At 60.3% G+C, this 15,588-nt stretch carries 10 protein-coding genes and 3 pseudogenes; 3 read left to right on the top strand and 10 right to left on the bottom strand.

The features are described 5' to 3' along the window. The coding region (locus E4P82_RS15175) for an ISAzo13-like element transposase-related protein (protein ID WP_420887124.1) at positions 1 to 347 on the top strand (347 nt) is incomplete at its 5' end. 125 nt (positions 348 to 472) lie between these two features. Here E4P82_RS15175 and E4P82_RS15170 read toward each other — a convergent pair. The 6 genes and pseudogenes from E4P82_RS15170 to E4P82_RS15145 all read right to left on the bottom strand — a co-directional run. Then, positions 473 to 1,255 (bottom strand): class I SAM-dependent methyltransferase, encoded by a 783-nt coding sequence (locus E4P82_RS15170; protein ID WP_169249675.1) that lies wholly within the window; start codon positions 1,253 to 1,255, stop codon positions 473 to 475. Between the two features lie 25 nt (positions 1,256 to 1,280). Continuing rightward, complete coding sequence (locus E4P82_RS15165) at positions 1,281 to 2,366, bottom strand: glycosyltransferase (RefSeq protein ID WP_312915264.1); 1,086 nt, start codon at positions 2,364 to 2,366, stop codon at positions 1,281 to 1,283. A gap of 784 nt (positions 2,367 to 3,150) precedes the next feature. Next, positions 3,151 to 4,479: a methyltransferase domain-containing protein gene (locus E4P82_RS15155; RefSeq protein ID WP_246327613.1), complete on the bottom strand. Its 1,329-nt coding sequence runs from the start codon at positions 4,477 to 4,479 to the stop codon at positions 3,151 to 3,153. Continuing rightward, a complete protein-coding gene (locus E4P82_RS15150) occupies positions 4,476 to 5,588 on the bottom strand; it encodes an oligosaccharide flippase family protein (RefSeq protein ID WP_169249673.1) in 1,113 nt (370 codons plus the stop codon). The genes E4P82_RS15155 and E4P82_RS15150 overlap by 4 nt, the downstream gene beginning before the upstream one ends. Positions 5,589 to 5,658: 70 nt before the next feature. Beyond that, positions 5,659 to 5,937: pseudogene (locus E4P82_RS23390) on the bottom strand (flippase); the annotation flags it as partial. 138 nt (positions 5,938 to 6,075) lie between these two features. Then, positions 6,076 to 6,201 (bottom strand): annotated as a pseudogene (locus E4P82_RS15145) (GDP-mannose 4,6-dehydratase); the annotation flags it as partial. 260 nt (positions 6,202 to 6,461) lie between these two features. On the opposite strand from E4P82_RS15145, the gene E4P82_RS15140 reads away from it, so the two are divergent. Next, the gene (locus tag E4P82_RS15140) at positions 6,462 to 6,998 is read left to right on the top strand and encodes a transcription termination/antitermination NusG family protein (protein ID WP_169249672.1); all 537 of its coding nucleotides are present in this window, start codon (positions 6,462 to 6,464) and stop codon (positions 6,996 to 6,998) included. Positions 6,999 to 7,026: 28 nt separating this feature from the next. On the opposite strand, the pseudogene E4P82_RS15135 reads toward E4P82_RS15140, so the two are convergent. The 3 genes and pseudogenes from E4P82_RS15135 to cysD form a co-directional block, all read right to left on the bottom strand. Continuing rightward, a pseudogene (locus tag E4P82_RS15135) lies at positions 7,027 to 8,788 on the bottom strand (SLC13 family permease). A 19-nt stretch (positions 8,789 to 8,807) separates the two neighbouring features. After that, entirely contained in the window at positions 8,808 to 10,718 is a 1,911-nt protein-coding gene (gene cysN, locus E4P82_RS15130; protein ID WP_169249671.1) for a sulfate adenylyltransferase subunit CysN, read from the bottom strand. Between the two features lies 1 nt (position 10,719). Beyond that, a complete protein-coding gene (gene cysD / locus E4P82_RS15125) occupies positions 10,720 to 11,628 on the bottom strand; it encodes a sulfate adenylyltransferase subunit CysD (RefSeq protein ID WP_169249670.1) in 909 nt (302 codons plus the stop codon). A gap of 251 nt (positions 11,629 to 11,879) precedes the next feature. On the opposite strand from cysD, the gene E4P82_RS15120 reads away from it, so the two are divergent. Next, positions 11,880 to 12,815, top strand: a complete 936-nt coding sequence (locus E4P82_RS15120; RefSeq protein WP_169249678.1) for an NADP-dependent oxidoreductase — start codon at positions 11,880 to 11,882, stop codon at positions 12,813 to 12,815. Positions 12,816 to 12,860: 45 nt separating this feature from the next. Here the strand turns inward: E4P82_RS15120 and E4P82_RS15115 are convergent, their stop codons facing one another. Beyond that, complete coding sequence (locus E4P82_RS15115) at positions 12,861 to 15,551, bottom strand: Hsp70 family protein (protein ID WP_312915256.1); 2,691 nt, start codon at positions 15,549 to 15,551, stop codon at positions 12,861 to 12,863. Between the last annotated feature and the right edge of the window lie 37 nt (positions 15,552 to 15,588).

Raw genomic sequence — 15,588 nt, 5'->3', positions numbered from 1 at the left:
AATTTCTCAACCGAATGGTGGACTTCGCCGATCACATCGGCAAACCCATCCAGCTCCTGTACTACCGCCCTACCACAGCAAATACGAATCCAGGTGGAGCGTTGCTGGGGAAATTTGGAAAAAGCACTGGAACGGCACAAAACTGGCCGACGCTCAGACCATGCTGGCGTGGGCAAAGAGCAATGACTTGGAAGGGTGTTCACCCGGTTGTGGAGTTGACTCGCAAGGTCTATGAAAAAGGTATCTCCCTTTCCAAAGAGGCCATGCAAGCGGTAGAGGCTCGGTTGGAACGCCATCCCGAGTTGCCCAAATGGGATATCCTGATTCGGCCCGCTTGCATGGTATGAGAATCTTCGGAAATCACCTTAACCTCCCCACATGGACGCTCCAAGTAGCGGAGAACTTGGGACTGGCCGAGGGGTTCGAGGATGCCGTCGTAGGAGATATAGAGGATCGATGAGCGCATCAGCATTTACGGTTTCCTGACGATGCCGACGAATTTACCCTCATACCCGGTAATTGCGTAGACAAGTCGATTGGCTTCCACAAGCTCTCTGAAAGCAAAGTTGTCCTGGATATCGTCGGAAATGAACACTCCCCCCCCTGGCCTTAGCGCCTCCCACATCAGCCGATAGCCAAATTGCCGCCCGTACCAGGATTTGTCGGAATCGTAGTGGCACAGATCAATGCTACCCCCGAACCGGGCAATCGCCTTCACAAGACCATTTCGATCCGGTTCGCGCACCAATACCCACTGATTGCGCAGTCGCTCGGGGACGACGATTCCAACGAAGTCCTCATTGTTCATCTTCGGATAAGGCATATCGACACTGACGAGTCGTCCATCATCGCGGCTTTGGAGCGCGGCGAGGATAGCAAGGCTCGACCAGCCATAGGCAACTCCGGTTTCCACGACACGCAGCGCACCGCTCAGGATCGTAGCCGCATACAGCAGATGGATGTCGCCCGCCCCGCCCATGGCGACTTTCGAGCGCTCCACGCGAGATCGGGCTTCATCAAGCAAATCGGTGGCAAGATGAGGAATATCCGCTCCCGTGGTAGCAAGCCCAACAGCGATCAGCGCATCGGACACGGGTACGGCCTGCGCCGCTGCCCACTCACGCGCCGCCGACCTCAGCTCGGGATGGTCGCGGTCGAGCATGAACTTACGCTTGCCCAACTCCACCGCCTGCGCCCAGTGGCTGGGTCGAGCGAGAAACCAACGCAAGGTCTTGAGTTTTTCGACGGCGCTCAATTCATACGCTCCTTGGAAACGGGGTCTAAACCGCGATTCCACCCCGGAAACATGACATCAAGATACTCATCGGCGATTTTGTCCACTGAGAAGTCCCGCGCCCGCGCTTGAGCGTCTCACGGTCAGGATTTTCCTGGAGTGCTGCCTGCATGGCTTCGGCCAAGGCATCGGCATCGCCTACCGGCACGAGTCGGCCATATTTGCCATCGCACAAGATTTCGCGGGGGCCAGAGGGGCAGTCGGTGCTGACGACAGGAACACCTTGCTCCAGCGCTTCAACGATGACGTTGCCGAAGCCTTCGTAAGAAGAGGAGAGAACGAAAACATTGGCGGCCTGGTAATACGCACCCGGATTCAGGCTGAAACCCGGCATCAAGACTTTCCCTTCCAGATGTTTCTCGCGCACGAGTTGTTCGAGTCGCGGTCGCTGTTCCCCTTCCCCCAGAATGCACAACTGCGCGTTGAGATGAGCGGGCATTCGGGAAAAGGCTTCGATCAGCAGGGCATGGTCTTTCTGAAGTTTGAGGGTTCCGACACTCAGCAGGATTTTTGCGTTCGGCGCTAAATCTTCGGGTCTTGATACAAGGTCGTTGCCGGCATCGTTCCGGTGAGCGGCGGGATTGTAAATCACGTTGAAACGACCTTCGCTGATTCCAGAAAGCTGCGATAGGTCGTCAGCAACTCCCCTGGATACCGCGATGCGGGTGTCGGCGAACGGATAAATCAGCTTCATGCTCAGTTTGAGAGCGACTCGGTGCAGCACGCCCCATCCTGCATAGGATTTGGAGAGTGTGTTGTGATCGCTGACGACGACGCGCATGTTCTGGAGCGATAGCCGCCGCGCCAGGATAGCTGCCAGCGTCAGCGGCCACATCGCCGCGAGTAAAACGGACGGTCTATGCTGGCGGAGATAGGCGCATAGCGGCCAAAGCGCCTTGCGAAACCGTTCGACACCCAAACTGATCACTTGGGCTGGTTGCGGTACGATCTCCAAGAGTTCGCCCCGCTTTTGCAGAAGGACAAAATCAACCTCGAAACCACGCGCCAACCACTCACGCGCCATCATCACACGCATTCGCTCTGCCCCGCCACCACGGAGGTCAGGTAGGATGATGGCAATTTTTTTGTTAGTTTGTATAAATCGCCATTAATCATTTTGTTATCTCAAAATATCTTTGAATAAACTTTTCCATCCATGAAAGTTCTTGTAGCCACCACTAAAATAGAAACGGAGCAAACCGGGTAAACGGTTCCATCTTGCCTTAGTAACAATTACTGTTCTCTGTTCTAGTGCGGTAATTTTTATTTTCAAGTATAGAAACAGATTTTTTCTATATTAAAAATTTATTTTTATCATTTTTTAAAAAAATATCTTTTACCTTTTTTTAATCGTTGAATATACTCAAACAGAATCTCTGCTTCTTTTCTCCATCCACGGCGCGCATCTTTAAAACCATAACGATGATAAAAAAAGAAAAAATATCTATTAAAGAAACTCCTTTTCCAGAACTCGTTAAAGCTTGTGAAACATTATTAAGATGTCTCCTATAAAATTGTAATGGATATTTAAATACAGTTCGTGCTTGTGCTTTATCTGACAACGTATTTATCCAAATATCATGCCCTCCACTAGAGATTGGTATAGGAAGAACTACTTGTAACCAACATGTTCGAATTGCTGTGCAACATCCAGTTATGAACCATGATTCCGGAAAGCCTGCGTTAAAAGTATTTTTTAAGTTTTGTGAACTGTGTAGGGTTTAAATCAGAATCAGTAATTATTGCATCATTTATCACAACCATAATATCATCATTAATAGTAAAAAATTTGCTTAATAGTTTTTTATTTTGTTTTTTAAACCAGACATCATCCTGATCACTTAAGAAAAATTATATCACCTGTACAAAATGATAAGGCTTTTTTCAAAGTTTTTGATGTGACCAAAATTAATTTCATTGCGATAAATACGCACAGTGAAAGACACGTGTTGGCGGAATACCTCCAGGATTTCGAGCGTGGCATCAGTTGAACCATCATCGCACACCACCAGTTCATCAGGCTGGCACGTCTGTGTCACGAAACTATCTAGTTGTTCCTGTAGGTATTTCTCACCATTATAGGTCGCCATAGCGATGGAGATTTTCGTCGTCATTTTTTTATGGGCCAGTAACGTGATCAATTCGAGTTGCGATGTGGAAACGCACAGCAAGCGAGTGCGTAACGCTAAGCCAACCGGCAATTTCTTGGGCTGATTGCCAAAGGGAGACAACCCTCGTGCGATTCGGAAACTGCTCAGAAATATTCCCCTATCCATGCTTCGGCGACGTTGAAGTTCGATAACGCTAAAGCCGCACTGTTGAAGAAGTTGTTGCAGTCCATTCAAACTGAACAACACCAAATGACGGGGCGCTTCAATCCCTCGCCAATGCTGTCCGAAAATACGCGAGCCACGGCTGTCGATATTCGGCGTATCGAGGTAAAGTGTCCCACCCGGTTTCAGCAATCGGTAGGTATCCGCCAGCACCGACTTTGGGTCATGGACATGCTCGATCACATGGCTGAAGGTGATCGCATCGAACAACCCGGCCTCGCCGGCGAACGCCTCCATCGAACCGAGCCAAACTTCCAACCCCTTCTGCCGCGCGGTCGCCACCGCATCAGGATCGGGATCGACCCCCATGACCTGCCAACCGGCATCGTGCGCATTGAGCAGAAACCCCCCATTGCCACAACCCACATCCAGAACGCGCTGGCCGGCTACCGGCTTGGGCAACCAACGAAACCGCGCATCCAGCTTCTCACGTTGTCGGGGGAGCATTTTCGCCAGCCCCGGTCCCAGTCGGCTAGCCGGTTGATAGTTCGTGCCATAGCGGGCATTCAGATAACCATTGGACAGCGCCCGGCGGATGCGACGGAGCAAACTCAGGCTTGATGAATCGGCTCGACTGCCCGCTGACTGATGCGTGTAGTAATTGCCATACGCCTGACCGATGGTCGCAACCGTCGGGCGCGGGTCCAGATAGCCACTGTAGCAACTCGCACAACGCCACATCGTCCAGCACCCCGGCGCGCAGAAAAAGACCGCATCCTTCAGCGCCTCATGCAGCAGCTCGCGCTCGCCGCTCCCGCAGACCGGACACCAACCGAGGCGTTCGAGGCCCTCCTCCGGCCAAGGCCGAGTCCAGGGGGCATCCGGGGCGATGGTGACCGATTCACGGTTCATGAGGGCCTCAAGGCTTTACCCGGTAAGCGAAAGAACAGCCTGAACCGGGCCACCGTCGCCTGCCTGATCCATTCCGGGGTCTGCCGCCACGCCCAAATCCCCGTCAACACCCCATGTAAGCCGGCCAGCCCGAACCATTCCGGCTGTCCCGGCAGGGTTTGCGTGGCGATCCAGAATGCCAGCGCCAACAACAGCGCCGGAACCCACAACAAGCGCAGCGCTAGCGGCAACCAACCGGCCAGCCCAGCAAGCAGCGCGAAATCCACCAGCACCCGCAGGGAAAACGCCGCCGCCGCCCCGACCAGCTCAAAGTAATGCAAGCCCAGATACAGCAGGGCGAAATACGGCAACACCTCCGCCAAATGGCATTGCGCCACCCGGTTGGGATTCCCCTGAGCTTGCAACTGCGCAAAGGAAATCCTCGCGAAGCCGTTGGCCCAAAAACCCAGTAGGAGGATTTGACCCACCGGTGCCGACTGCTCGGCGAACGCCGGCGTGATCCACCAGGCTAGGAACGGCTCCACCAGCAGGATGCCCACCGCAATCGCCGGGGTCATCACAGCCGCCAGCACCTGCAACCCCGTATAGGCCAAACGCCGCCGCTCCTCGGGCGTGACTGCGGCGAAGCGTGGAAATAATGCGAATGTGAGCGCGCCGGAAAGCAGCGTACTGCGTTCGCCCAGATGAAAAGGCACGGTGTAGAAAGCCACCGCCTTGGCCCCAACCAACGCGCCGATGATGAAGCGGTCGAGAATGACCATCATCGGCCCTACGAAAGCGGTCACCGTCACCCACCCGCCAAAGCGCAGCAACGAACCAGCTTCAGCTTGCGCCCGCGCGAACGTCGCCGGATGGCCCTGGAAAATATGCCGTCGGCAGCGGATAAACAACACCAGCAACGTAAACAGCCGGGCACACAACGCAGCGGGCAGCAACACGGCCAAATCAACCTCCCAGAATCGGGCAACCGCCAACGGCAACAATTGAAACAGCACCGTGCTGGATACCGAGATCAGGTTCAGCTCCAGAAACCGCTCCCGACCCTGCAACGCCCCGGTCAACACCCCGGACAGCGTCGCCATCGGCACGGCCAGAATCAACCAAGGCACCGCCGCCTGCATTTCCGGCCGCAACGCCTCGTCGATCTTGAAGACCTGGCCAAAAAAAATAGGCCGCCACCGGCCAGATCAACAACCCGCCCACCACGCCCAACCCGACGTTCAAGGCCAGCGCCGTCCAAAAGGTCTGGGCGCGTTCCGCTGCCGTACCATCCCGCAACGCCGCAATCCGCTGCGCCGTCGCTCGCCCCAACCCGAGATCGAACAAGCCAAAATAACCGAGCAACAACCAAGCAATCGCCAACACCCCATAACGCGCCTCGCCGATCAACCCCAGATAGATCGGGATGGTGACTAGCGAGACTCCCAGCGGGATGATTGATCCCAGCAGGTTGTACATCGTGTTTCGGCGAATACTCAATCGGTAAACCTCGCCTCCAAGGTTAGCGTATCCACAACCCAGCCTGACAACGATCAGAACCAATAGTACAATAACCGCAACAGCAACGTCTTACCTTGCTGTAACTCTTCATGTATGGTCGATGTTGAACAACGAGCTACGACGCTTGATACCATGGACGATATAACCCTTGGTAGGCAGGAATTCGGCCAGATAAGCGCCATCCTGGCCGGTAATGCCGGCGATCAGAGCGATCTTGTTGATAATTTAGAAGGACTGTGCTTGTACAAAAAAAACTCTGAAAGCCACGCTACCGCCCTACTGTACGATCAGCAACACGAGCGGCGAACTGGCGTGAAGGTCTGTAAACATTGCACTGCACAATATTTAAAAAGGTTAATATCGTCTTGGCATTGATGCAAGCTGATTTTGCTCGCTCGATGAGGAGTTCGCCTGACCAGCGGCTTGCATTTCAGCCATGCATGCGAACAATAGTGCGGCCCGATCATCCCAACACAGGCCCGATGATGAACGCACCCATCGCTCATACCCATCCCGCCGCTGGCTGCTGGTTCGCCGTCTTCAGCAAACCACGCCGAGAAACGGAAGCGGCTGAACAACTGACACACCAGGAATTCACGGTATTCCTGCCGCAGGTCCGCGTCCAGCGCCGGCTGCGCGGCCAGTGGCGCGACGTGATCGAACCGATGTTCCCGCGCTATCTGTTTCTATGGGCCGTGCTGGGTCAGGACGATCTAAGGCCGGTGCGTTCGACCCGCGGCGTGGTCGATCTGGTCCGCTTCGGTGGCGAATTGCGGCCAGTGCCCGAACCGGTGATCGCCGAATTGCGGCGGATCTGCGAAGGCGGCGTGCTGGACTTACCATCGCCGCTGGCCCCCGGCTCCCGAGTGCGGATCCTCACCGGCCCGTTCGCCGGCCATGAGGCGGAACTGCTGCACACCGACGGCGCGCACCGGGCACGGGTACTGCTGGAACTACTCGGACAGATGAACGCGTTGGCGTTTCCGCTGGACGCGCTGGCGCCGGCCGAAAATCCTTAGCCGCCGCCACCGCTCGCCATCGGTCCGCTCAATACCACCAGAAAATCATCGACAGCGACACCAGCGCCACCACCCCGTTCAGTGGCAGGCCGATCCGCAGATAATCGGAGAAACGGTAGCCACCCGGCCCGTACACCATCAGGTTGGTCTGATAGCCGATCGGCGTGGAGAATTCGGCCGAGGCCGCCATCATGATCGCCAGCGCGAACGGCACGATGCTCACGTCCAGACTGGCCGTCACCGCCTGGGCGATCGGGAACATCAGCAGCGCCGCCGCGTTGTTGTTGATCACGGCGGTAAACAGCACCGTGGCCAGATAAACCATCACCAGATTCAGGGCCGGCGAATCCCCCGCCAACCCCAGCATCGCCGTCGCCACCCCCACGGCCAGTCCGGTGCTTTGCAGCGCCCCGCCGATGCCGAACGCCGCCGCGATCACCAGCAGCACCGACCAATCGACACTTTGCCGGGCACCGGAAACGCTGACGCAGCGAGTCAATACCATCAGCGCCGCCGCCGTCAGCGCCGCCTCGAACATGCCAACCAGATCCAGTCCGGCCGCCAACACCATCACCACCAGGATACCGAGCGCCAACAAGGCCCGCTCGTGTCGCAACGGCGTCGAATCGGGCACCGGACTGACCAGAAAAAAAATCCCGGCTGTTGCGATGCCCTTCCAGAAAACCGACCCCAGCTTCGACCAACAGGATATCGCCGGGCCGCAACACGATGTCGCCGATCTTGCCACGCAGTCGTTCACCATTGCGCGCCACCGCGATCACCACCGCCTTGTAGCGGTTGCGAAACCGGCCGTCGCGGATGCTGCGCCCGATCAATGGACAAGTATTCGAGACCACCGCCTCGACCAGCAGGCGGTCGCTGCGCCGTTCGGCCAGCTTGAACACCTGAGTCGATGCCGAAGTCAGACCACGGATGCGTTGCAGATCCACCACCGAATCGACCACACCGACGAAAACCAGCCGGTCCCCGGCCTGCAAGATTTCCCGAGGTGACACTGCCGGCAATATCGCGCCGTCCCGATCGATTTCCATCAGATAGCAATCAGGCAGATGCCGCAGGCCAGCGGCTTCAATGGTCTTACCCGCCAGCGGGCCATCCCGATCGACCAGCATCTCCAGGGTATAACGGCGCGGATCGTCGGTCGGCGACACCGCCGGTCGCCGATCCGGGAGTAACCAGCGACTGGTCAGAACGATGAACGTCACCCCGACGATGGCCGCCACCAGACCAATCGGCGTGATGTCGAACATCCCCAGGTTGATGTTGGCCCGATCGATCAACAGGCCGTTCACCACCAGATTGGTGCTGGTGCCGATTAGGGTACAGGTGCCACCTAGGATCGCCGCATAGCTCAACGGCAGCATCAGCTTGGAAACGGGCAATCGATGCTTGCGCGCCCACTCCCCCACGCCGGGAATCAGCATGGCCACCACCGGGGTATTGTTGAGGAAGGCACTCAACACCGTGACCGGCAACATCAGGCGCAACTGTGCCCGGGACAGCGACTCCGGCCGGCCCAGAATCCGCTGCACCAACCATTGTGCCCCACCGGTCTCGCGCAGCCCGGCCACCACTACATACAGGGCGCCGACCGTGATCACGCCCTGGTTGGCCAGACCCTCGAACGCTTTCGCCGCCGGCACGATCCCCACCAGCACCAGCAGCACCAATCCCCCCAGGAACAACATGTCCGGGGCGGCCCGCGTCGTCGCCAGAACCCCCAGCAGCGTCAGGATCAGGCCGGCGGTAAACCAGGCTTCCCACCCCATGAAGTGCTACCTCCGTCGCTCAGGCGCCACGCAGGATGCGCCGCTCGCTCAGATAAGCCAGCACCCGGTCCACGCACGCCTCAACCGGGATCTGCTCGGTATCGATGACCAGTTCCGGCCGCTCCGGCGCCTCGTAGGGCGAATCGATGCCGGTAAAATCCTTGATGACCCCGGCGCGGGCCTTGGCATACAAGCCCTTGGGATCGCGTTGTTCGCAGGCTTCCAGCGACGCATGAACATGCATCTCGATGAACTCGCCGTCCGGCAGCAGCGCCCGAACCATCGCCCGATCGGCGCGAAACGGCGAGATGAAGGCGGTGATCACGATCAGTCCGGCGTCGGCGAACAGCGCCGCCACCTCGCCAATCCGGCGAATGTTCTCGATTCGATCGTCCTTGGAAAAACCCAGATCCTGGTTCAGGCCGTGGCGAACGTTGTCGCCGTCCAGCAGATAGCTGTGATAACCACGTTGGTACAACCGCTGCTCCAAGGCGTTGGCCAGGGTCGATTTGCCCGAGCCCGACAGGCCGGTCAGCCAGATCACGCAGGGCCGCTGCGCTTTCTGGTTGGCTCGCTGCGCCTTGCCGATACGGTGCTCGTGCCAAACCACGTTGCGCGATTTGTCGATCAGGGCCTGAGTCACCGGGCGCACGATCATGCCCGCGCCGACCGTGGCGTTGCTGATTCGATCGATGATGATGAAACCGCCGGTGCCGGGGCTTTCCTCGTAGGCGTCGAAGGGCACCGGCTGGTTCAGACTGAAGCGACAGTAGCCGATTTCGTTCAGGCCCAATTCCTCGACGCGCTGATGCTCCAGGGTATTGACGTCGATGCGGTGGTGCAGCACGGTCGGCGTGGCCGGCAGCAGCCGGGTGGCCAACTTGATGTCGTACTGGCGACCCGGCAGCAACGGCGCGTCCGCCATCCACACCACGCGAGCGTCGAACTCCTCGGCGACCGCCGGCAGGCAGTCGGGGTGAACCAGCAGATCGCCGCGACCAACATCGATCTCGTCGGCGAGCGTCAAGGTCACCGCCTGGCCGGCGAACGCTTCGGGCAAGTTGCCGTCGGCGGTCACGATGGTCGTCACCTGGCTGCGCCGGCCCGAGGGGAGCGCCACGACTTCGTCGCCCGGTCGCACCATGCCGGCGGCGAGAGTGCCGCAGAAACCGCGAAAATCCAGATGAGGCCGGTTGATGTACTGCACCGGAAAACGGAAATCGCGCAGGTTGCGGTCGGCGGCGACCTCGATCTGCTCCAGTTCTTGCAGCAAAGTGGGTCCTTCGTACCAAGGCATGGCGGTGGATGGTTGCGCCACGTTATCGCCACGCAGCGCCGATACTGGCACGCAGCGCACGTCCTTGACCCCGAGCTTGGTCACGAACTCCAGGTAATCGTCGCAAATCCGCGCGAACACCGCCGGGTCGTAACCGACCAAATCCATCTTGTTGACCGCCAGCAGCAAATGGCGAATGCCGAGCAGGGAGACGATGAAACTGTGGCGGCGAGTCTGGGTCTGCACGCCCTTGCGGGCATCCACCAGCAGGATGGCCAATTGCGCGGTGGAAGCGCCGGTGGCCATGTTGCGGGTGTACTGCTCGTGGCCCGGCGTGTCGGCGATGATGAACTTGCGCTTGTCGGTGGAGAAATAGCGATAGGCCACATCGATGGTGATGCCCTGCTCGCGCTCCGATTGCAAGCCATCGACCAGCAGGGCCAGATCCAGCTCCTCGCCGGTGGTCCCGTACTTGGTGGTGTCGCGGCGCACGGCGGCGAGCTGATCCTCGTAGATCAACTGGGTGTCGTACAGCAAGCGACCGATCAGCGTGCTCTTGCCGTCATCGACGCTGCCACAGGTGATGAAGCGCAGCAAGTCCTTGCGTTCGTGGGTTTCCAGGTAAGCCTGGATATCGGTTTCGAGGAGAGACATCTTAAAAATACCCCTGCCGCTTCTTCTCTTCCATCGAGCCGGCGGCGTCGTGGTCGATCAGGCGGCCCTGGCGTTCGGAATGACGGGCGAGCAGCATTTCCTGGATGATTTCGGGCAGAGTGGTGGCGTGCGAGTGGATGGCGCCGGTCAGTGGGTAGCAACCCAGGGTACGGAACCGCACCCACTCCCGCTTCGGCGTCTCGCCCGGCTCCAAAGGCATCCGTTCGTCATCGACCATGATCAAGGTCCCGTCGCGCTCCACCACTGGCCGTTCGGCGGCGAGGTACAAGGGCACGATCGGAATATTTTCCAGGTGGATGTACTGCCAGACATCCAGCTCGGTCCAGTTGGAGAGCGGAAACACGCGAATGCTCTCGCCCCGGTGTACTCGGCCGTTGAACAGATTCCACAGTTCGGGACGTTGATTCTTGGGGTCCCAGCGGTGGTTGCGGTCGCGGAACGAGTACACCCGCTCCTTGGCTCGCGAGCGCTCCTCGTCGCGACGGGCACCGCCGAAGGCGGCGTCGAAACCGTAGCGGTCCAGCGCCTGTTTCAGCGCCTGGGTCTTCATCACGTCGGTATGCACCCGCGAACCGTGGGTGAATGGATTGATGCCCTGACGCACGCCCTCTTCGTTGATATGGACGATCAGTTCCAACCCCAGCCGGCGGACCTGCTCGTCGCGGAAGCGGATCATCTCCCGGAACTTCCAGGTAGTATCGACATGCAGCAACGGAAACGGCGGCTTGCCGGGGTAAAATGCCTTCAGGGCCAAATGCAGCATCACCGCGGAATCCTTGCCGATCGAGTACAGCATCACCGGTTTCTCAAACTCGGCGGCGACTTCGCGGATGATGTGAATGCTCTCGGCTTCGAGCTGCTTGAGGTGCGTCGGCTTATAAGTATCCATGGATCAGGATCGCGGGTTCTGAGGGATATCGAGGCCGCGCTGATCAACCAAGGCTGGCGCGGCGTAAAAAGCGCGCCATTTTGGGCTCTCGGAAAGCTACCGTCAACGCGGCCGGCGGTCGATCGCCATGATCCAGTCCAAGCCGATCTTGCCGAATCGCGCTGGCTTAACGGACTAAAAACGAAGCCGCCCGCATTCTACACTCTGACGACAAGAATATATTGACCCTGCGGAGAACTCATATGGCAACCATGAAAGCGGTACGCATTCATGCCTACGGTGGACCCGAAGTCCTACACCACGAAGAGAACGTCCCGCTGCCCACGCTCGAACCCAAGGATATCCTGATCCGGGTGCGGGCGGCGGCCGTCAACCCAGTAGATTGGAAGATTCGCGAGGGTTATCTGCAAGGCGCCCTGCGCCATGCCCTGCCGTTGATTCTCGGTTGGGACGTGTCCGGCGAGGTGGTCGAGGTCGACCGCGCGGTGACCGAGTTCAAGGTCGGGGACGAAGTGTACGCCCGACCCGACATCGAGCGGGACGGTGGTTATGCCGAATACATCGCCGTCAAGGCCAGCGACGCCGCCCACAAACCGACCCGTCTGGACCACCTCCACGCCGCCGCCGTACCGCTGGCCGCGCTGACCGCCTGGCAGTCGCTGGTGGACGCCGCCCAATTGCAAGCCGGACAGACCGTGCTGATCCATGCCGCCGCCGGCGGGGTGGGCAGCTTGGCGGTGCAACTGGCCAAGGCGCGCGGCGCGCGGGTCATCGCCACCGCCTCGGCGCTCAATTCCGGCATCGTGACCGAACTGGGCGCGGACCAGTTCATCGACTACACCAAAACCCATTTCGAGGACGTGGCAACGGACGTGGACGTGGTGTTCGACACCATCGGCGGCGATACGCAAAAACGGTCCTGGCAGGTACTGAAACCCGGCGGAATTCTGGTCTCGGTGGTCAGTCCGCCGCCGGAAGCGGTCGCCGCCACCCACGGAGTCCGTGGCGCCTTTGTGTTCATCCGCCCGAGCGGCGAGCAGTTGACTCAAATCGCCGACCTGATCGACGGGGGACGGATGCGGCCGGTGATCCACACCGTGCTGCCGTTGGCCGAGGTCCGTCAGGCGCATGTCATCAGCCAGACCGGTCATGCCCGGGGCAAGATCGTCCTTCAAGTCGCCGAATGAAAGTAATCGGTACTCGCGGGTTATCGGGATACGACGGTCTCCGGTTCAGCCCGCCAGCCGCAAGCCCGGCGGCAACGCCTCGCCGAACACCCGGCCGGCGTCGATCTCGTCCAGATCCACCACCTCTTCCACCATCCGCAGCCACCCGGCCGGCGCCTTGGCCGCCCGCAACCGCTGAATCACCCGCGCCCGCGTCGTGTCGTCCAGATCGCGCTGGCGATCGCCGCTCAGCCGCGCCAGCAGGGTCGCGGCGAAGGCCGCTGGCGCCACCGCCTTCCAATCCAGAGTCAGCACTCGTTCCAACCAGGCCGCCGCCGTTGCCACCGGCACCACGTCATGAGCGCTGCCATAGACCGGAACGCGGGTCGCCAGCCGGCCCACCGCCCACCACAGTTGCGGGGATTCACCCTTGCGCGCCAGCCGCGCCAGCAACAACTCGCCGAGTTCGAGCTTACGCGTCGCCGGTAAGCGTTCCAGAACGCCGGCCAACCGCGCCATGTCTTCGATCCCCGGTAGCCTGTCCTTGGCGGCCTTGCCGCCCAGCGGACGCAAATCGGCCAGCAGATCCTCGCTCAGCCGCAGTTGCGCCGCCGCGTCCAGGCCGCCGGCCACCCGCCGCCACAGCGTCCACCACTCCGCCCGCACCTGGGCATCCCGATGATGCTGCACCCCCTGCTCGTACAGCGCCCACAACCGCCCGACCCGCCACTCGTCCAGCGGATAGCCGAACCCCGGTCGCAGGCAGTAACCAGTCAGACTGAACCACAGCCGCTCGTGATCGGCCGAGCGCCGCCGTCGCCGGGCACCGGCCCACAATACCCCGAACAGCTCGCGCAGCAGCGGCGTCTCCCAAGTCTCGCGCCGGCCCAGCAAGCGCTCCAAATCGGTTCGTAAAATCTTTATTTCCTTGTATTCGACATCAGCCGCGCGGGAACCATAAAACCGTTCGATCCGCGCCGTCGCTTCGGGAAAACGGGGATGCAACCGGGCCAGCGCCGCCGTATCGCTACCCCGCAACTGAAAGGCCAACCGCCAGCGTCGCACCGGATCGTCCGCCGCAATGCAATCCACTTCCAGGGTACCAACCTCGGTTAGTTGCGCGCTCAGTTGCACCGACACTTCGTCCGCCCCGGATTCGCTTTCGATCAGCGTGACGATCGGCGGTAGAGGCAGAAACTCCCCGGCATCCAGCGCCGTCACGTCACCGGCCTGGTGGAACGCATCGCCAGTGGAAGACATCAAATGAAACTGCACCGGCGAGCCCAACCGCAAGGAAAAGGTTCGATCCAACCGGATCTCCCGTCCCTCTTCGGTCCCACGCGGCAACAGACAAACGCCCTGTTTGCGGCTACGGTCACTCTCCACCACCAGAAAATAGCCGCGCGCCGAACCGCCGCCGATTTTCAGGCCTCGACCCCGCCGAGCCAGTCCGTAGGCCACCGCCCCGCGCGCCACCGCCAGTTCGGGTTCGGGGTTGTCCAGCCGCAACAGTGGCTCACCACGCCAGCCGGCCAGCAGTTCCAACAATCGTTCCGACAGGGCCGCGCCGTGAAACACACCACCATTCAGCAACACCGCGTCCGGGGCCGGCGGTCGATCGGCCGGCGCCCGTTCGCCCAGTGCCCGCCGGGCCGCGTCGCCGTACCGCGCCAGAAACGCCGCCAGATGGCGGCTGATCGCCGGATCGGCGGCGTAGGGCAAGCCGAATTCGACCACCGCCGCCCGCCGGCCCTGAGGCCGTTCGTCCGCCGCCGTCAGCGGTAGAAATCCGTCCACCAGCAACGCTCGTACCTCGTCGCGACTCAGTTCCGCCGCGCGCGCGCCGCCGATCAGCCGGGCACCGCCGCCGAGCACGGTCACCGTCACTTGCTCCGGCGCGTCGGTCGCCAGCAGCCGTTCCTTGGCGCTCCGACATTGCTGCAACAGCTGAGACAATTCGCCGGTGCTCAGGCGCCCGCCACTCAGTCGAGCTTCGACGGTTCTGGCCAGGGTCAGATCCATGTTGTCGCCGCCCAGCATCAGATGCTCGCCTACGCCGATCCGGGTCAAACGCGGCTCTTGCTCCCCCGGCTCGATCTGGATCAAAGTCAGGTCGGTGGTGCCACCGCCTACGTCACAGACCAGCAACAAACGGGACTCGCCCAGATCCGCCGCCACGGTGTCCCGGTGGCGGTGTAGCCAGTCATGGCAGGCCGCCTGCGGTTCCTCCACCAACCGCAGTTCCGGCAAACCGGCCAGTCGCGCCGCTTCCACCGTCAGAGTTCGCGCCGCTTCGTCGAACGAGGCTGGCACGGTCAACACCAGTTCCTGCCGCTCCAGCGGCTGACGAGGAAAGTGCTGGTTCCAGGCGGCGCGGACATGGGCAAGATAGCTAGCGCTGGCGACCACCGGCGATACCTTGGCGATCTCCTCCGCCGCGCCCCAGGGCAACACCGGCGCGGTACGATCCACCCCGGCATGCGACAGCCAGCTCTTGGCGCTGGCCACCAACCGCCCCGGCACCCGTGTCCCCCGCTCCCGCGCCAGTTCGCCCAGAACTGCGTTGTCCACGCCACCGGGGTCGTCGAAGGTCCAGGGAAGTTGGCTATCCGCCGCCGCCAGTTCGCCTTCGGCCGGGTGATAGCGCACCGAAGGCAACAGCGGGCGAACCGCCACCGCGCCGGGGGCGACCAGTTGCTCGACGGAGAACAGATGGATATCCGCCGTTCCGGCAGCCTTCAGATCGGCATAGGCCACCACCGTATGGGTGGTGCCCAGATCGATGCCGACCAGA

It is taken from the genome of Candidatus Competibacter phosphatis, assembly GCF_012939995.1.
GTDB lineage: Bacteria > Pseudomonadota > Gammaproteobacteria > Competibacterales > Competibacteraceae > Competibacter > Competibacter phosphatis.
Note: the sequence above shows the minus strand (reverse complement) of the source record. Positions and strands in the feature narration are given on the sequence as shown.